This window comes from Halomonas sp. JS92-SW72, assembly GCF_003547075.1.
GTDB classification, from domain to species: domain Bacteria; phylum Pseudomonadota; class Gammaproteobacteria; order Pseudomonadales; family Halomonadaceae; genus Halomonas; species Halomonas alkalicola.
Genome location: NZ_CP032147.1, coordinates 1,631,306 through 1,648,081, shown reverse-complemented (window position 1 = coordinate 1,648,081; position 16,776 = coordinate 1,631,306). Strand labels below are relative to the sequence as shown.

Below are 16,776 nucleotides of genomic sequence, written 5' to 3'. Positions count from 1 at the left end.
ACGTCACTGCGCTGCGGCGAGATCATCCGAGAGCAGGTCGTGGAGCGTCTCGAGGGCCATGTCGCTGTCGGCCTCCATCACTTCCTCCAGCCACAGCAGCGCCTGCTCGCGGTTGGCGCTCTCGAGCCCGTTGGCCTCCAGGTAGGCCTCGGCCAGCGCCAGGCGTGCGCTGGAGTGCCCCTGGCGGGCGGCCTGGAGCAGGTAGTCGGCGCCACGGCGGCTGTCCCGCTCCAGGCGCTCGCCGTGCAGGTACTCGCGCCCCAGGGTGGCCTGGGCGCCGGGGTGGCCCTCGTCCGCGGCCTCCGTGAGCAGGGCTTGGCCCCGCTCGATGTCCTCCGGCATGCCCTCCTCGCCGCGCAGCAGGATACGGCCCAGGTTGGCCCGCGACGAGAGATCGCCGCTCTGGGCCGCCTGGTCCAGCCACTCCGCGGCCTGCGCCGGGTCGGCCTCGACGCCGTTGCCCTCCAGGTAGGCCTGGCCCAGCAGCCGCGCGGCGTGGGGGTTGCCGGCCTCGGCGACGGGACGCAGGGTGGCGACACCCTGCTCGGCATCCTGCTCGAGGTGTTCGCCGCGCAGCAGCGCCTCGCCGAGCCGCAGCCGGGCCCCGTCGTGGCCCGCCTCGGCCGCCCCCTGCAGCAGGGTCAGGCCGCGCTCGGGGTCGCTCTCGAGCAGCATCTCGCCGACCTCGGCCCGGGCCCCGGTATGCCCGGCATTGGCGGCGCGCTCGAGCCACGCGCGGGACGCCTCGGGATTGGCCTGGACGCCCTCGCCGTCACGGAAGGCACGGCCCAGGTCGGCCATGGCCCCCGGGTGGCCCTCCTCGGCGGCAGCGATCAGCGCGTTGATGTCTCCCTGGGCGCCGCGCTCCCGGTTGACCCCGACCATGGCCTCCTCGGCGGAGGCGTGGCCGGCGTCCCGGGCGCGGCTCAGCCAGTGGCTGGCCTCGTCGAGATCCCGCGGCAGCACGCTGCCCTCGCGATAGGCGCGGCCCAGCACCACCATGGCGTAGGCGTCACCCGCGTGGGCGGCCTGCTCCAGCAGGGCGCGCCCGCGCTGCGGCTGCTCCTCGAGGGGCCCCGTCAGGTAGGCCTCGCCCAGCGCGGTCAGGGCGGCGCTGTCGCCGGCCTCGACGGCCTGCTCCAGCAGCGCTTCGCCGCGGACGGGGTTGAAGGGGATCGCCTCGCCCTCCAGGTAGGCGTCGCCCAGCAGGCGCAGGGCGCTCGCCTGACCCTGTTCGGCGGCCTCGATGAGCAGCGCCTCGCCCCGGCGACCGTCGGCCGGCACGCCGCGCCCCTCCAGGTAGGCCGCGCCGAGCTGCTGGGTGGCCCAGGGGTGGCCGAGTTCGTGACCGCGCTCGAGGTAGTCCACGGCCAGCCAGGGCTGGCTGGGGACCAGGCCATCGTCCAGGTAGAGCGCGCCGAGATGGGCCAGCGCCAGGGGCGCGTCCTGCTCGGCGGCTTGCTCGAGGAGCTCGATGGCGCGCGCCACCTCGGGGGGCGTGGCGAGGGCATTGGCAGCCAGGGCGGCGCCCGGTTGGTCGGCCGGTACGGGCTCGTCCATCAGGCGGGCCTGCTCCTCGGCTTCCTCGAGCAGTGCCGCGCCGAGGAGCACCATGGCGTCGACGCTCCCGGCTTCGACCGCCGCCTCCAGCCAGCGCGTCGCATCCGCCGGCCGCGTCGGCCCCAGGTCGGGGTCGAGCAGGGCCTGGCCCAGGCGGGTCATGGCGTCGACGTCGCCGCGGCCGGCGGCCTCCTCGAGCAGCTGCATGCCCTGCCGGGGGTCGCCGCCGCGCAGCAGCGCGGTGCCGGCGTGGCCCAGGGCATCCTCGTCGCCGGCATCGGCGGCGCGTACCAGCCACTCCTGGCGCAGCTCGGGGCGGTCGTCGAGCAGGCCGTCGGGGGCGTAGAGGCCGGCGAGCCGGCGCATGGCGCCGGTGTCGCCCCCTTCGGCCCGGGTCTCGAGCACGCGCCCCAGGCGCGTCGCGTAGTCCCGGGCGCGCTGGGGGTCGGTTTCCAGCCACCCGCCTGGGCCGTGGGCCTCGGCCAGGGCCTCGAGGGCGTTGGGCTCGTCCCGGCCGGCGGCCCGCTCATAGAGCCGCTGGGCCCGTTCCGGGTCGGGGCCGATCTGCTCGCCTCCCTCGGCGAGCAGGGCGGCGAGGCGCGGCTCGGCCCGCTCTACCCCCTCCTTGACCGCCTGGTCGAGGAGCAGGAAGGCGAGCCGTTCATCCTGCTCGACGCCATCCCCCGCCAGGTAGAGCTCGGCGAGGTTGAGCGAGGCCTGGCCGCGGATCGTCGAGGGACGTTCGATCGCGCGGCCGTAGAGTCGGGCCGCTTCGGCGGGGTCGCGCTCGACCCCCTGGCCGGCGTCATGGAGCTTGGCCATCTCGTAGTAGGCCGGGGGGATATGTCTGGCCATCAGCGGCTCGAGGCGCTCGATGGCCTCGGCGTGGCGTCCCTCCGCGATGAACTCCTGGGCGCGATTGATCTGCTGCCAGTCATCGCCGCCGATCTCGGCCTCCGGGCGCCAGCCGAACCAGTCGCGGTACTCGGCCGGCACCTCGGCCTGTGGCTGGGCGGTGTCGGTCGACAGGCCGGCGCTCCCGCAGCCGCTCAGCAGGGCCAGCAGGGCCAGGGAGGCCGTCAGTCTCGAGGGCGTGGAGAGGGGTGTTCGGATCCGGGTCATGGGAAGGTCCTCGGCGTCGGCGGAAGGGGGAGTCACGACTCGCCGAGACCGCGGAAGGCCTCGGTCTGGCGCTGTTCGTCGTCCTGGAAGATGTGCGCCTGGGCATCGGGAGGCATCAGGTAGAGGGTCATGTGCCCGCCGGCGCTGCGGTTGTAGAGCGGGCGGACCCGGCGCACGAAGTCGGCGACCCGCGGGTCGTCGAAGCGGTCCTGGTAGATCTCCATCCAGGTGAAGTACTGGGGATCCTTGAGAAAGCCGGTGTACTGCTCGAGGGGGGCGAAGTCGCCCAGCGCGGCCGGGTCCTCGAGGATCCGAAACAGGAAGTCGACGCCGTCATGGAGGGTGTTGCCGTCGACCTCCAGGTCGAAGATCTCCTCGTACCCCTGGCGGGCGATCACCTGCATGTTGGTCACCAGGTAGAGCAGGGCATAGTTCTGGTAGTGGGTGGCGCGGCGCCCGCGGTTCACCTCGAGGGGCAGGGCGCCCTCCTCGGTCATGTCGTGCAGTGCCGAGTAGACGGCGCTGACGCCGAAGCGGAACAGCTCGTCGTCCTCGGTGAGCACGCCGATGATGCTGCCGTAGAGGGCACGACGGTAGAAATGGTTGTTGCAGCAGCTGTTCTCGGGCTCGCCGGGAATCTCGGCGTGCAGGTGGGCCAGCTCGTTGAGCCACGCCTCGAGCCGCTCGCGCTCCTCCTCCAGGCCCTCCACGAAGGGGCGCACCGTGGCGTAGGCCAGCCCCGCCGCAAACAGCATCGACTCGGTGGCGAACCAGGCCTGGGGCTGGGTGGAGTCGTAGTGGAAGTCGGTGAGCGCCTCGGCCTCGGCCCAGTGGTCCAGGTAGCGCACCAGGCAGTCGGCGTAGTAGCTGTCGCCGCTGGCGACGAAGGCGCCGGCCAGCAGCGAGACGCTGTCCTCGAAGCGGAACAGCGGCTCCGAGGCGAGCTCCCACTCCTCCGGGTTGGGGTAGTAGCCGGGAATCCGCACCCGGGTGGTGATGGGCTCGTAGGCCAGCAGCTGCTGGCAGCTCGGGCCGCGGGAGAACTCGTCGAGTTCCTGCAGCAGGATGGCGTTGTCGGTGGATTCAAGCTCGGCCATGCGCTCGGCCACATCGAAGTAGCCGGCATCCGGGTCGGTGACCCGATAGGCCGAGAGATCCAGCGCCTCGCGCTCCTCGCGGCCGAGCAGCTCCTCGGCCCCGGCGCCGCCTGCCAGGCCGGTGAGCAGCAGCGCCAGCGCCAGGGAGGGCAGGCGGGTCGGGGCGCGGCGTCGGTCCCGGGGCAGGGGCTGGCTCTGGGGCTTGCACAGGGGGTTGCACAAGGGCATGGCGGCTCTCCGGCGGGAAGCGGGTGGGCGAAGGATCATGGCGTCGGGGCATGCAGGCGGAAGGCGGCGAAGTCCACATGCTGGTCGCGGGGCGTGCGCCACTCCCCGCCGGTGCCACCGAAGAAGGTCGAGAACATCAGGCCGTCGATGGTCAGCTCGGGCACGGTGCGAAAGACCAGGTCGTCCTGCTCCAGCACCGGCTCGCCGTCGATCCACACCCGGGCCACGCCGTTGGCCTTCCCGGGGTCGTTGAGCTCGAGCTCCTGCTCCACGGTCACCCAGCGTCCGGTGGGGAAGCGCCAGGCGCCGCGGCCCAGCGACTCGCCCTCGCGGTCCACCACATAGGGGTAGAGCTCGCCCTGGCCCTCCTCGCGCCACATCAGGCGCATGGAGAAGCCGCTCTCGCCGTCCACCGCCTCGCCGCCGCTGGGGGCCTCGCCGCCGTAGAGGCCGGGCAGCTTGCCGCCCTTGACGAAGTCGAAGCCCTCCGCGAAGCGCACCCGGTAGCTCAGGCAGGCCTGTTCGGCGCCGGCCAGCGCCGCCGGCTCGGTGTAGAAGCCGGCGCCGCCCCGGGGCTCATCGCCGGGCGACGAGCTGCCCGCCGGATAGTGGACCCGCAGCCCGGGCTCGCCGAGGCCGGTCTGGCCGGCGCCCAGGCGCTGGACGTTCTTCTCGGTGCCCCAGTGGCGATGGGTGGCAAAGCCCTCGCGGATCGCCTCGTGGCCCCCGGCGGCGGCGCCGGGGCGCGGGGCGTCGACCTCGACGTAGCGGGTCGAGCAGGCCTCGACCGCGGGAATCCTCGGCGGGGCCTCGCCCTCGGCCAGTGCGGTGGCCGGGGCCAAGGCCGACGCCAGCCCCGCCAGGGCGAGGCAGACGATGCGCTGCGGGCCGGGGCGCTGCGCGTCTGGAGAGGGGGAACGGGGGTGCTGTGACATGCTGCCTCCTCGGGGATGCCGCCGCGGCCGTGCCGCGGCGGCGGGGTGGGGGGTGTCTCCTGTCAGGCGTCGTCTTCCTGCATGGCGGCCCGGTAGATGCGGTCGCCGAACTGGATCACCGCGCGGGCGCCCTGCCAGACCCACTCGGCGGTGGCGCCCAGCAGCGGCGCATCGGTGAAGCGCACGTCCACCGGCTGGCCGACGCTTTGGGCGGGCAGGTCCGTTTCGGGGACCAGCAGCACGCTGGCCACGTTCTGCTGCTGGCGGACCCAACTGGGGAAGCCGGCCCGCGGCTGGCGCTCCACGTCCAGGGCGACGTTGCGCACCCGGGCGCGGATCGGCCCCGAGGCGTCGGGCAGCGAGAGGTAGGCGGTCTGGTTGGGCTCGATGCGGGCGATGTCGTTCATGTGCACCAGCGCCTCGACCAGCACGTCATCCTCGCCGGTGCGGATCAGCGTCATGATCCGCTCGCCCTGGTTGATGTAGGTGCCGTCGGCGCTGGAGAGCGCCCAGGCCACCAGGCAGTCGCAGGGGCTGTAGATCTCGTTGCTGGCCTGGCGCGCCTGCAGGGCGGTGATCCGCGAGCTCTCGTAGTCGCGGGCCGTCTCGAACTGCTCGATGCGTGCCCGGGCGATCTCCGGAGAGACCGACTCGAAGGAGAGGGTGTCGCCGCTGGCCGGCTGGGAGGAGTTGGCCAGGCTTACTTCCTCGCTGCCCGAGTCGAGGTGCTCGCGCAGGTTCTCGATCAGGCGGTCGTTGTAGCGCTGGGCCGCCTCGGCCAGGATCAGGTCCGACTCCAGATCGCTGTCCTCGACCCGGGTGAGCAGGGCGTCCCGCTCGACCCGGTCGCCGGCCTGCAGCTCGTGGGCCCCCAGGATGCCGGCCCCGGGGGCGCTGATGTCGATGCGCGGCGCGGTCACCGCGGCGAAGCTCGGCTCGATCATCATGAAGTTGCGGTAGGCGGTGGCGGCCACCACCAGTCCCAGCAGGCCGATGGCGGCGAACAGCAGCGCGTAGCGGCGCCTGGCGCGCCGCGGGCGTGAGGCGGGCAGCGGCTGGCTCACCCCGGCCTGGCGCTGGCGTGGCGTCTGGGGGTCCTCGCCGGCCATCATCGCCTCGACGCTGGCGGTGCGTCCGCTCAGGCAGCTGCGGATCACCTGGCGCAGCAGCTCGCGGTGGCCCGGCTCGATGTCGGTGATCTCGAAGCCCGCCGTGTAGCCACGGCCGTCCCGACCCGGGGTGACGCGGCGGCAGCCGGCATGCACCGGGATGATCAGCTCGCTGGCCCCGGCGGTCATCAGCAGCGAGGCCCTGACCGGCTCGCCGGGATGGAAGGGGTGCTCGCTGTGCAGCGCGAAGCCGCCCAGGGAGACATCGACCCCGTCCAGGGTGCGGCCGTCCGCCAGCCTCACCCGGAAGGGCGGGGTGACGCGGATATGGCGCCGCTCGTCGCGGCGTTCGTGATGGAGCCGGTCGCCGCGGACCTGGCGCTCGTGCTCCCGGGCGCGGCCGGGGAGGGCACCGAGGCTGGGCTCATGGCGAGCCGGGTCACGGGGGTCGGAAAAGTGGTCGTCCATCCGGTGAATCTCCTTGTCAGGGGCCGGCCGTCGCGGCGACGTCCGGGGCCGTGTCGGACTCGATCCGCAGGCGCAGGTTGACGAGGGTCAGTCGCTGCTGGTCCAGGGTCAGGGTGCAGGCGGCGTCGGGGGTGCAGTGGGTGGTACCGTCCGGCGGCGCGCCGTTCGGTCCGGTGATGTGCTCGGCGACCCCGAGGGTCAGGGAGAGGGTGCTGGCGAGCCGGCCGTCGGCGCCGTCGATGCGCTCGGCGCGCACGGGCTTCTGGGCCAGGCGATCGAGCAGGGCCTCGTTGACCCGCAGCTCACCCTCGGGAAGCCGCACGCTGCCACCCTCGGGCACGGTCGTGGCCACCTGGGCGAGCCAGCGGTTGGCGTTCTCGGCGGGCGCCTCGGCCCCGTTGCCCTGGTCCCGGGCGATGGCCAGCGACATCCGGTCGGGGGGCTTGAGCACCCCGGTGGTGAGCACCAGCATGAAGAGCAGCGCGCCGTAGGCGAAGCCGTGCAGCACATGGCCCATGCGGCGCTGACGGCGGACGGCGACCGGGTCGTCGGGCTCGCCGGCGGAGATCCCCTGGCGCGACCACTTCTGGCGGTTGAAGCGGAAGCTCACGTAGGTCTTGAGGATCGCCCCCCACACCTGGTTGTAGTAGATCAGCGGGATCCACAGCAGGCTGTAGCGTCCCCGCTGCCAGGCCAGGATCAGGGTGGCGATGCCGCGGGTGAAGAGGATCCACAGCAGGTAGGCGAACAGGAACGAGGGGCGCACGAACAGCGTCACCAGGAGCACCACCGTGGGGCCGATCAGGGTGGTCCACATGGAGAGCCGTTGGTCGACCAGGCTCCACCAGGCGAACAGCCCCATGGGGCGGGGCCCGAGGGCGATGGCACGGTTGCTGGTGCGCAGCATGTTGCCGTACCAGCGCCGCATCAGGTCGGTGGTGGAGGCGAAGAAGCGCCGACGGTCGGGCAGCTCCTCGTAGCCCGAGACGTAGACGTCGGGGATATAGCGCATCCGCCAGCCGTTCTTGAGCAGCCAGAACCAGGTCGACTTGTCATCCCCGGAGAGGAACTTGAAGCGGCCGAAGCGCCAGTGCTCGACCTGGTCGTTCTCGACCAGGTCGATGAAGTCCGGCTGCACCGCCAGGTCGGCGCGGAAGGCGCTGTAGCGGCCGGTGAGCACCAGCAGCCGCCGAGAGACCGACAGCGAGCTCATCACCAGGTGGCGCTGGGCATAGCGCAGGTCGTACCACTCGCGGGTGGCATCGTTGCCGGTGACGATGGCGCTGTTGTTGGTGGTCAGGGCGCCGAGCCCCGGGTCGGCCTGGAAGAACGACAGCGAACGCTCGAGGGTGCCGGGCTCCAGGCGGATGTCGCCATCCATGGAGACCAGCAGTGAACCCGGCGCGGGCAGGCGACGCGAGATCGCCCGCAGCACCTCGGCCATGGCGGAGCGCTTGCCGTCCCCCTTCTGGAACATGTAGCGGACCTCGACGTGGTCGGGCCAGCCGTGGTCGTCCAGCACGTGGGTGATCACGTCGACGTCGGTGCGGTCCGAGATCGAGGCGAACAGCACCGTGGGCACCCCGTAGTCGACCAGCTCGCGGAGCAGGGCGTCGTAGACCCGGAAGTTCACCTCGCCCTCGATGCGGTAGGAGGTGCAGAGCACGTAGAGCTCCGGCGGCCGGGAGTGCTCGGCCGCCGCGTCCGCCTCGGCGCGCAGACGCGGAAAGATGCGCCGGTTGTACCAGGTCGAGCGCACGGCCTGGACCAGCCACCAGCTGTAGCGCCAGGCGCCCACGGCCCCGATGGCGAAGAAGAAGCTCTTCGACTCCGGGCTGAAGACCTCCGCGGGGAGCTCAGTGATGATCACCACCAGGGCGGCCAGGATCAGCAGCAGGGTGGTGAGCTCCGTCACCCGGCTGGCGACGGAGCGATCGACGGGTGGTCTCGACATCACGCTGCCTCAGGCCAGGACGGGGCGCACGGAGTCGCCCCGGCCGATGGCGTAGTAGGCGAGCCCGGCGGCCTTGACGCTCTCGGGGGAGAAGAGGTTGCGGCCGTCGATCACCACCGGCTCGCGCAGGGTCTCGCGCAGGCGGGCGAAGTCGACGGTGCGAAAGGCCTTCCACTCGGTGCAGATCACCAGCGCATGGGCGCCCTCCAGGGCCTCGTCGCGGCGCGCGCAGAGCGCGAGGTCGTCGCGCTCGCCGTAGAGCCGGCGACACTCCTCGGCGGCCTCGGGATCGAAGGCCTGGACCCGGGCACCGGCCTCCCACAGTGCCTCCATCAGCGCGCGACTCGGCGCCTCGCGCATGTCGTCGGTGTTGGGCTTGAAGGCCAGTCCCCACAGAGCGATGGTCTTGCCGGCCAGCTGGCCGTCGAAGGCCTCGCACACCTTCTCGAACAGTCGGCCCTTCTGGCGGGCGTTGACCCGCTCCACCGCGCCGATCATCTCGGCGGGATAGCCGGCCGCCTCGGCGGTGTGGGCCAGCGCCTTGACGTCCTTGGGGAAGCAGGAGCCGCCGTAGCCGCAGCCGGGGTAGATGAAGTGGTAGCCGATGCGCGGGTCCGAGCCGATGCCGTGGCGTACCTCCTCGATATCGGCGCCCAGGCGCTCGGCGAGGTTGGCGATCTCGTTGATGAAACTGATCTTGGTGGCGAGCATGGCGTTGGCCGCGTACTTGGTCAGCTCGGCGCTGCGCACCGCCATGAACATCAGCTTGTCGCGCTGGCGGTTGTAGGGGCCGTAGCACTCGCGCATGGCCTGCCTGACCCGCTCCGACTCGGTGCCGACCACGATGCGTGAGCCCCGCGAGAAGTCCTCGATGGCCGCGCCCTCCTTGAGGAATTCCGGGTTGGAGCAGACATCGAAATCGAGCGCCTCGCCGCGACGATCGAGCGCGGCGGCGACCACCCGCTCCACCTTGCTGGCGGTGCCCACCGGCACCGTCGACTTGTTGACGATGATCCGGTAATCGGTCATGTGCTGGCCGATGGTCTCGGCGACCTTGAGCACGTGGCGCAGGTCGGCGCTGCCGTCCTCGTCGGAGGGGGTGCCCACGGCGATGAACTGCAGCAGCCCGAAGGCCACGCCCTCGACGGGGTCGGTGGTGAAGCGCAGGCGACCGGCGGTCTGGTTCTGGCGGATCAGGCTCTCGAGGCCGGGCTCGAAGATCGGCACCTCGCCGTCGTTGAGTCGGGCGACCTTGTCGGCGTCCACGTCGACGCAGATGACATCGTGGCCGACATCCGCCAGGCAGGCGCCGGTCACCAGTCCTACATAGCCGGAACCGAAGATGGTAATCCTCATGGTCGTCGTTGCTCCTTGCTGATGGGCCTCTCCATGCGTGTCGCCCCGGCCCCTCGCCAGGCGATGGCGAAGGGAGGTGCGAAAGGGGCCCGGTCGTCTTGGGCATGCGGTGAGGCCCTGCAGCAACAATCGGGCCAGGTCAGGGAGAGCCTTGCAGATCAAGGCGTTGGAAGGAGTGGCCCGGCGGCGTCGCGGGACGGCCACGCGCGTTCCGTCGCCAGGCGGCAACAGAACGAGCGTGGATGGGAAGAAAGCTTGATGATCAGGGGGTTACGGTGTTGCCGGCTGGCGACGGGAGCGGCGGGTTATTAGCCAGGTTATTGATTTTTATGGGTGTTGCAGGTGTTCAGTAGTCGATGCCGCGGCGGGCCTGTACGCCTGAGTTGAAGGCGTGGCGCACCTCCTGCATCTCGGTCACGGTGTCGGCCATGGCGGTGAGCTCGCGGTGGGCGTTGCGCCCGGTTATGATCACCGTCTGCTCCGGTGGGCGGTTCTCGATGGCGCGCTTCACCGTCTCGATATCCAGGTAGCCGAACTTGAGCATGTAGGTGAGCTCATCGAGCACCACCAGATAGACCCCGGGGTCGGCCAGCATGCGCTCGGCCTCCACCCACACCTTCCGGCAGGCGGCGGTGTCGGCCTCGCGGTTCTGGGTGTCCCAGGTGAAGCCGGTGGCCATGATGGCCACCTCCAGGTTGGGGTCCTCGGCCAGCCGCTCGCGCTCGCCGCACTCCCACATGCCCTTGATGAACTGCACCACCCCCACCCGGTAGCCGTAGCCGAGGGCCCGGGTCACGGTGCCCCAGGCGGCGGTGGTCTTGCCCTTGCCGTTGCCGGTGAAGACCAGCAGCAGGCCGCGCTGCTCGGTGGCGGCGGCGACCTTGCCGTCGACATGGGCCTTGAGTTTCTGCATCGCCTGCTGGTGGCGGGTGTCGCGATCGTTCATCGGGGCTCCGTATCTGTACAGGGTTTGTCCAAGGTGGCTAGCTTACGCCAACCGCCCGGTCCCGTCAGCCACCCTGGCGCACCCGCGCCTCCATGCGGGCCAGGAACACCCCCATGATGCGCTCATAGAGAGTGCGGCCGAGCACCGCATCCTCGATGCCGGCATCCACGTTGGGGTTGTCGTTGACCTCGATCACCACCACCCGCTCGCCGGCCTGCTTGAGGTCGACGCCGTAGAAGCCGTCGCCGATCAGCCGGCACGCCTTGAGCGCCGCCTTGATCACCGCCGGCGGTGCCTCGGCGGGGTCATGGGTGGTGAAGCCGCCGCTCTTCACCCGGGCGCCGGAGTGGTCGTAGATCTGCCAGTGGCCGCGGGCCATGTAGTAGCGGCTGGCAAACAGCACCTGGCCGTCCAGCACGCCGATGCGCCAGTCGTACTCGGTGGGCAGCCACTCCTGGAGCAGCAGCAGGGCGGAGTCCCGGAACAGGCGGGCGGCCTCGCGCTCGAGCTGGGCCTGGTCGGTCACCTTGACCACGCCGCGGGAGAAGGCACCGTCCGGCACCTTGAGCACCAGCGGAAAGGCGAGACGCCCGAGCCGCTCGGCCAGGGGGCGGCGATCGCCGCGCTGCAGCAGCACCCCCTCCGGCGCCGGCACGCCGCGGGCCCGCAGCAGGGTGTGCAGGTAGACCTTGTTGGTGCAGCGCAGGATGTCCCGGGGCGAGTCGATCACCACCAGCCCCTCGTGCTCGGCGCGCCGCGCCATGCGATAGGTGTGGTGGTCCAGCGCCGTGGTCTCGCGGATGAACAGGCCGTCGAACTCGGCCAGCCGCCCGGCGTCGCGGCGGGTGATCAGCGACACGTCGATACCCTGCTTGCGCCCGGCGCGGATGAAGGCCTTGAGGGCACTGCGGTTGCTGGGCGGCAGCGCCTCCTTCGGGTCGACCAGGATGGCCAGGTCGAAGCGGTAGCGGCGGCGCGCCTTGGGGGTGCGCCAGACCTGGCGCGAGTGGCGGTTCAGGGCGCTGGCGAAGAGGTCCTGCTCGTCCGCAGCCAGGTCGCGCAGGCGCAGCGGGCGCAGGCGTGCCAGCCGCCAGAGGTCGTGGCGGCGCACCAGTTTGGCCTCGAGCAGCGGGCAGGGCAGGCGCTCGAACAGCTTGCGGGCGAGCCGCGCCAGCGCCGGCTCGCGGCACTCGCCGAACAGCACCCGCAGGGTCAGGGCATCGCCGGGCAGGGCGCCATCACGGGCCAGCTCGCCGAGCAGCGGTGCCAGGGTGTCCAGCTGCAGGTCGATCAGCGCCTTGCGCGACAGCTCGTTGAGGGTCTCCACCGTGGGCAGCACCCGCTGACCGCGGGCCTGGGCCAGCAGCGAGACATAGTAGCCGCTGTCGAGGTAATCGAGCTCGCCGCACAGGTTGAGCACGTGGGTGGTGCGGTCCTGCTCCTCGCTCGCCCGGTGGCGGCGATCCTGGGCCAGGAAGTCGGCGGCGGTGATCAGGTCCTCGGAGGGGTAGTAGGGCTGCCAGTCGTCGAGGCGGTCGACGACGATTCGCAAGGGACACATGGGGCGCTTTCCGGACAGAGGGAGAGGGGGAGACAACGCGCCCAGCATGCGGCAGGGGGCGGCGGCGGACAATCGGCCGGCACAGTGAAAAGATTTCATGTTGCTGGCCGCTGACAGCCGTGGCCGGGCTGCGCAGAATCACCGCCATCGACACAGGAGCTCCCCATGACCACCCGACTGCGTCCGGCCACGCCCCAGGATCTGGACGCCCTCCATCGCCTGGAGCAGAGCGCCTTTACCGGCGACCGCTTCAGCCGCCGCCAGCTCTGGCACCTGCTCAACCGCGCCCACGCCGCGACCTGGGTGGTCGAGCGCGAGGCCGAGGACCTCTCGCCGGCGCGCCTGCTGGGCTACGGCATTCTGCTGTTTCGCCACGGCAGCCGCCGGGCGCGGCTCTACTCCTTCTGCGTGCATCCCGAGGCCCGCGGCACTGGACTCGGCCGTCAGCTGCTCGAGTGCCTGGAGGGCGAGGCCAGGGCACGGGGCAGTGCGCTGCTGGGGCTCGAGGTGCGTGCCGACAACCGGGTAGCGCTGGGGCTCTATCGGCGCATGGGCTTTCGCCTGGAGCGCTGGCTGCCGGAGTACTACGAGGACGGCTGTGCCGGCTGGCAGATGGTCAAGGCACTCGAGGCGCTGCCGGCAGGCGCGGAGAGCGTCGCGGGCTGATAGAATCCTGGCGTCTTCCCAACCACAGTCAGGAGCCGCCATGCCCTCCTTCGATATCGTCTCCGAATTCGACGGCCATGAGGCCAGCAACGCCGTGGACCAGGCCAATCGTGAGGTCCAGACCCGTTTCGACTTCAAGGGCGTCACCGCCAGCTTCGAACTCAACGGCGAGACGGTCTCGCTGGAGGCCGAGGTGGATTTCCAGCTCAAGCAGATGCTCGACGTGCTGCGCGGAAAACTGATCGGCCGCGGCATCGACGCCCGCTGCATGGACGTCCAGGAGCCGGTGCTCTCCGGGGTGCGGGCCCGCCAGGAGGTGACCCTCAAGCAGGGCCTCGACCAGAAGGAGGCCAAGGAGATCGTCAAGCGCATCAAGGAGTCCAAGCTCAAGGTCCAGGCGCAGATCCAGGGTGAGAAGGTGCGCGTCACCGGCAAGAAGCGCGACGACCTGCAGGCGGTGATGGCGCTGCTGCGCGGCGAGAGTGGCCCCGACCTGCCGCTGCAGTTCGACAACTTCCGCGACTAAGGGCCCCATAGCCCATGGCGATTGGCCAGACGCTCCCGGTTGGTCTTCAATGAAGACAGGTCGCCAAGGGAGCGCAGGATGTCGACGCTTGCACGTCTGGTCTATATCGCCATCGCCTGGGTCAGCTTCGGCCTGGGCGTGATCGGCGTCTTCGTGCCGCTGATGCCCACCACCTGCTTCATGCTGCTGGCGGTGTGGGCCGCCTCGAGGGGTTCGCCCCGCTTCGCCCTGTGGATCCGCGCGCACCCGCGCTTCGGCCCCACCGTGGTGGCCTGGGAAGGGGAGCGGGCGATTCCCCGCCATGCCAAGTGCCTGGCCGCCGGCATGCTCGCCTTCTCCATGCTGGTGCTGGCCCTCACCGTCAGCCTGCTGTGGCTCAAGCTGGCGCTGATCGGCGGGCTCTCCCTGCTCGGCCTGTGGATCATCACCCGCCCCGAGCCGGCACTCGGCCGCTAGCAGGGGCCGCCTCGGCCTGTCGGGCGGGGGCGAGTCGAGTGGGTCTCTGAGGGGTCATTGAGAGGTCTTTGAGAGGCCTTTGAGATAGAAGGGGCGGGCGCCGTACAATGGGAGCCATTTCCGACAGGAGCTTCCCGAATGTCCGATCCCCAGGCGACCCATCTCAGCGACTACCGCCCCCCGGCCTACCGCGTGACCCGCACCGAGCTGACCTTCGACCTCGACCCCGCCGCTACCCGGGTCAAGGCGCGCCTGCATCTGGAGCGCCATCCCGAGGGCGAGGCCGGTGATCCGCTGCAGCTGCACGGCGAGGGGCTGGCCCTCAAGGCCATCGCCCTGGATGGCGAGCCGCTCGACGCGGATGAGTATGCGCTGAGCGAGAACGGCCTGACCGTCCATCGGGTACCGGAGCGCTTCCACCTCGACACTGAGGTGGAGATCGCCCCGGAGGCCAATACCGCCCTGGAGGGGCTCTACCAGTCCAACGGCATGTACTGCACCCAGTGCGAGGCCGAAGGCTTCCGGCGCATCACCTTCTATCCCGACCGCCCCGACGTCATGGCGACCTTCACCACCACGCTGATCGGCGACGCCGAGCGCGAGCCGGTGCTGCTCTCCAACGGCAACCCGGTGGAGCGCGGCCAGCTGCCGAATGGCCGCCACTTCGCCACCTGGGAGGACCCGCACCCCAAGCCGAGCTATCTCTTCGCGCTGGTGGCCGGCGACCTGAAGAAGGTCGAGGACACCTTCACCACCCTGAGCGGACGCGAGGTGACCCTGCAGATCTGGGTCGAGGAGGAGAACCTCGGCAAGACCGACCACGCCATGGCCTCGCTCAAGCGCGCCATGGCATGGGACGAGGAGGCCTATGGCCGCGAGTATGACCTCGACCTCTTCATGATCGTGGCGGTGAACGATTTCAACATGGGTGCCATGGAGAACAAGGGGCTCAACATCTTCAACTCGGCGGCGGTGCTGACCCACCCCCACACCGCCACCGACGCCGCCTTCCAGCGGGTCGAGAGCATCGTGGCCCACGAGTACTTCCACAACTGGTCGGGCAACCGGGTGACCTGCCGCGACTGGTTCCAGCTCTCCCTCAAGGAGGGCTTCACCGTCTTCCGCGACCAGTGCTTCTCCGCCGACATCAACTCGGCCCCGGTCAAGCGCATCGAGGACGTCTCCTTCTTCCGCACCGCCCAGTTCGCCGAGGATGCCGGCCCCACCACCCACCCGGTGCGCCCGGACCACTACATCGAGATCGGCAACTTCTACACGCTGACCATCTACGAGAAGGGGGCCGAGGTGGTACGCATGCTGGCCAACCTGGTGGGGGAGGCGGCCTTCCGCCGCGGCAGCGACCTCTACTTCGAACGCTTCGACGGCCAGGCGGTGACCATCGAGGACTTCGTGGCCTGCATGGCCGAAGCCTCGGGGCTCGACCTGACCCAGTTCATGCGCTGGTATGACCAGGCCGGCACGCCGGAGATCGACGCCTTCGGCGAGTATGACTACGCCCGCGGCGAGTACCGCCTGCGCCTGGCCCAGCGCACCCCGGCCACCCCGGGGCAGCCGGACAAGCTCCCCCTGCATATTCCCGTGCGCCTGGGCCTCGTTGGCACCAAGAGCGGGCGCGACCTGCCGCTGACCCTCGACGGCGAGACGCTGGGCACCGATGCGGTGATCCACCTGCGCGAGGCGGAGCAGGAGTTCCTCTTCACCGACGTGGCCGAGGCCCCGGTGCCGTCGCTTCTGCGCGGCTTCTCGGCCCCGGTGAAGCTGCGCTTCCCCTACGGCCGCGAGGACCTCGCCTTCCTGCTGGCCAACGACTCCGACGGCTTCAACCGCTGGGACGCCGGCCAGCGCCTCGCCCTGCTGGCGCTGGACGACCTGATCGCCGCCCATCGCAACGGCGTGGAGAAGGTGATGGACACCCGGGTGGTGGATGCCTTCCGCAGCCTGCTCGCCGCCGAGACCGACGACAAGGCCGTGCTGGCCGAGATGCTGACGCTGCCCAGCGAGGCCTATATCGCCGAGCAGCAGCCGCTGGTGGACGTGGATGCCATCCACGCGGCGCGCACCTTCGTCAAGCAGGGGCTGGCCCTGGCGCTGCGTGACGACTTCCTGCGGGTCTACCGCGAGAACCACCTCGAGCACTCGGGGGGCGAGCCCTATGCGCCGACGCCTGAGCAGATCGCCCGGCGCAGCCTGAAGAACGTCGCGCTCTCCTACCTGATGGCCATCGAGGACGAGGAGGGGATCGAGCTCGCCCGGGCGCAGTTCGCGGCGGACCACAACATGACCGATGTGCGCCACGCCCTGACCCTGCTGACCCACAGCAGCCGCGACGAGTTCAGTGAGCCGGCCCTGAAGGCCTTCGGCGAGAAGTGGGCCCACGATACCCTGGTGATGGACCAGTGGTTCAGCATCCAGGTGACCCGCCCGCAGCCCGACGTGCTCGACCGCGTCAAGTTCCTGATGGCCCACCCGGCCTTCTCGCTGAAGAACCCCAACAAGGTGCGGGCGCTGATCGGCACCTTCGCCGGCCAGAACCGGGTCAACTTCCACCGCCTCGACGGTGAGGGCTACCGGCTGCTGGCCGACGTGGTGATCGAGCTCAACCGCCTCAACCCGGAGATCGCCGCGCGGCTGATCACGCCGCTGACCCGCTGGGCGCGCTTCGACGAGACCCGCCAGGCGCTGATGAAGGCCGAGCTCGAGCGCATCCGCGCCGAGAAGCTCTCGCCGAATGTTTATGAGGTCGTCGAAAAGGCTCTCGCCTGATCCGCCGG

The 16,776-nt window shown here is 70.6% G+C and carries 12 protein-coding genes; 4 read left to right on the top strand and 8 right to left on the bottom strand.

What is annotated here, in order from left to right:
* Window positions 1-3: 3 nt before the first annotated feature.
* The 8 genes from D1793_RS07715 to D1793_RS07680 form a co-directional block, all read right to left on the bottom strand.
* Window positions 4-2,682: a tetratricopeptide repeat protein gene (locus tag D1793_RS07715; protein ID WP_119021642.1), complete on the bottom strand. Its 2,679-nt coding sequence runs from the start codon at window positions 2,680-2,682 to the stop codon at window positions 4-6.
* 32 nt (window positions 2,683-2,714) lie between these two features.
* Entirely contained in the window at window positions 2,715-4,007 is a 1,293-nt protein-coding gene (locus tag D1793_RS07710; RefSeq protein WP_119021641.1) for an alginate lyase family protein, read from the bottom strand.
* A 35-nt stretch (window positions 4,008-4,042) separates the two neighbouring features.
* On the bottom strand, window positions 4,043-4,942 hold the full coding sequence (locus D1793_RS07705; protein ID WP_205527642.1) for a polysaccharide lyase: 900 nt from the start codon (window positions 4,940-4,942) through the stop codon (window positions 4,043-4,045).
* A gap of 62 nt (window positions 4,943-5,004) precedes the next feature.
* Entirely contained in the window at window positions 5,005-6,519 is a 1,515-nt protein-coding gene (locus D1793_RS07700) for a PilZ domain-containing protein (protein ID WP_119021640.1), read from the bottom strand.
* 16 nt (window positions 6,520-6,535) lie between these two features.
* Window positions 6,536-8,473, bottom strand: coding sequence for a glycosyltransferase (locus tag D1793_RS07695; protein ID WP_119021639.1), 1,938 nt, complete (start codon window positions 8,471-8,473; stop codon window positions 6,536-6,538).
* A 9-nt stretch (window positions 8,474-8,482) separates the two neighbouring features.
* The gene (locus D1793_RS07690) at window positions 8,483-9,829 is read right to left on the bottom strand and encodes a UDP-glucose/GDP-mannose dehydrogenase family protein (protein WP_119021638.1); all 1,347 of its coding nucleotides are present in this window, start codon (window positions 9,827-9,829) and stop codon (window positions 8,483-8,485) included.
* A gap of 346 nt (window positions 9,830-10,175) precedes the next feature.
* Window positions 10,176-10,775, bottom strand: coding sequence for a cob(I)yrinic acid a,c-diamide adenosyltransferase (gene cobO, locus D1793_RS07685; protein ID WP_119021637.1), 600 nt, complete (start codon window positions 10,773-10,775; stop codon window positions 10,176-10,178).
* Window positions 10,776-10,839: 64 nt separating this feature from the next.
* Window positions 10,840-12,336, bottom strand: coding sequence for a RimK family protein (locus D1793_RS07680; protein ID WP_119021636.1), 1,497 nt, complete (start codon window positions 12,334-12,336; stop codon window positions 10,840-10,842).
* A gap of 165 nt (window positions 12,337-12,501) precedes the next feature.
* On the opposite strand from D1793_RS07680, the gene D1793_RS07675 reads away from it, so the two are divergent.
* The 4 genes from D1793_RS07675 to pepN all read left to right on the top strand — a co-directional run bounded on the left by D1793_RS07675 (window position 12,502) and on the right by pepN (window position 16,768).
* Window positions 12,502-13,002: an N-acetyltransferase gene (locus D1793_RS07675; protein WP_119021635.1), complete on the top strand. Its 501-nt coding sequence runs from the start codon at window positions 12,502-12,504 to the stop codon at window positions 13,000-13,002.
* Between the two features lie 40 nt (window positions 13,003-13,042).
* The gene (locus D1793_RS07670; RefSeq protein ID WP_119021634.1) at window positions 13,043-13,528 is read left to right on the top strand and encodes a YajQ family cyclic di-GMP-binding protein; all 486 of its coding nucleotides are present in this window, start codon (window positions 13,043-13,045) and stop codon (window positions 13,526-13,528) included.
* A 78-nt stretch (window positions 13,529-13,606) separates the two neighbouring features.
* Window positions 13,607-13,984 carry a YbaN family protein gene (locus tag D1793_RS07665; RefSeq protein WP_110069342.1) on the top strand — a complete coding sequence of 126 codons (378 nt, stop codon included), beginning with the start codon at window positions 13,607-13,609 and terminating at the stop codon, window positions 13,982-13,984.
* A 138-nt stretch (window positions 13,985-14,122) separates the two neighbouring features.
* Window positions 14,123-16,768, top strand: a complete 2,646-nt coding sequence (gene pepN / locus D1793_RS07660; RefSeq protein WP_119021633.1) for an aminopeptidase N — start codon at window positions 14,123-14,125, stop codon at window positions 16,766-16,768.
* Window positions 16,769-16,776 lie beyond the last annotated feature (8 nt).

Excerpts from the sequence above, each read along its gene's own strand:
- D1793_RS07715 (WP_119021642.1), bottom strand. The coding sequence starts at position 2,682 with ATGACCCGGATCCGAACACCCCTCTCCACGCCCTCGAGACTGACGGCC.
- D1793_RS07710 (WP_119021641.1), bottom strand. The coding sequence starts at position 4,007 with ATGCCCTTGTGCAACCCCCTGTGCAAGCCCCAGAGCCAGCCCCTGCCC.
- D1793_RS07705 (WP_205527642.1), bottom strand. The coding sequence starts at position 4,942 with ATGTCACAGCACCCCCGTTCCCCCTCTCCAGACGCGCAGCGCCCCGGC.
- D1793_RS07700 (WP_119021640.1), bottom strand. The coding sequence starts at position 6,519 with ATGGACGACCACTTTTCCGACCCCCGTGACCCGGCTCGCCATGAGCCC.
- D1793_RS07695 (WP_119021639.1), bottom strand. The coding sequence starts at position 8,473 with ATGTCGAGACCACCCGTCGATCGCTCCGTCGCCAGCCGGGTGACGGAG.
- D1793_RS07690 (WP_119021638.1), bottom strand. The coding sequence starts at position 9,829 with ATGAGGATTACCATCTTCGGTTCCGGCTATGTAGGACTGGTGACCGGC.
- cobO (WP_119021637.1), bottom strand. The coding sequence starts at position 10,775 with ATGAACGATCGCGACACCCGCCACCAGCAGGCGATGCAGAAACTCAAG.
- D1793_RS07680 (WP_119021636.1), bottom strand. The coding sequence starts at position 12,336 with ATGTGTCCCTTGCGAATCGTCGTCGACCGCCTCGACGACTGGCAGCCC.
- D1793_RS07675 (WP_119021635.1), top strand. The coding sequence starts at position 12,502 with ATGACCACCCGACTGCGTCCGGCCACGCCCCAGGATCTGGACGCCCTC.
- D1793_RS07670 (WP_119021634.1), top strand. The coding sequence starts at position 13,043 with ATGCCCTCCTTCGATATCGTCTCCGAATTCGACGGCCATGAGGCCAGC.
- D1793_RS07665 (WP_110069342.1), top strand. The coding sequence starts at position 13,607 with ATGTCGACGCTTGCACGTCTGGTCTATATCGCCATCGCCTGGGTCAGC.
- pepN (WP_119021633.1), top strand. The coding sequence starts at position 14,123 with ATGTCCGATCCCCAGGCGACCCATCTCAGCGACTACCGCCCCCCGGCC.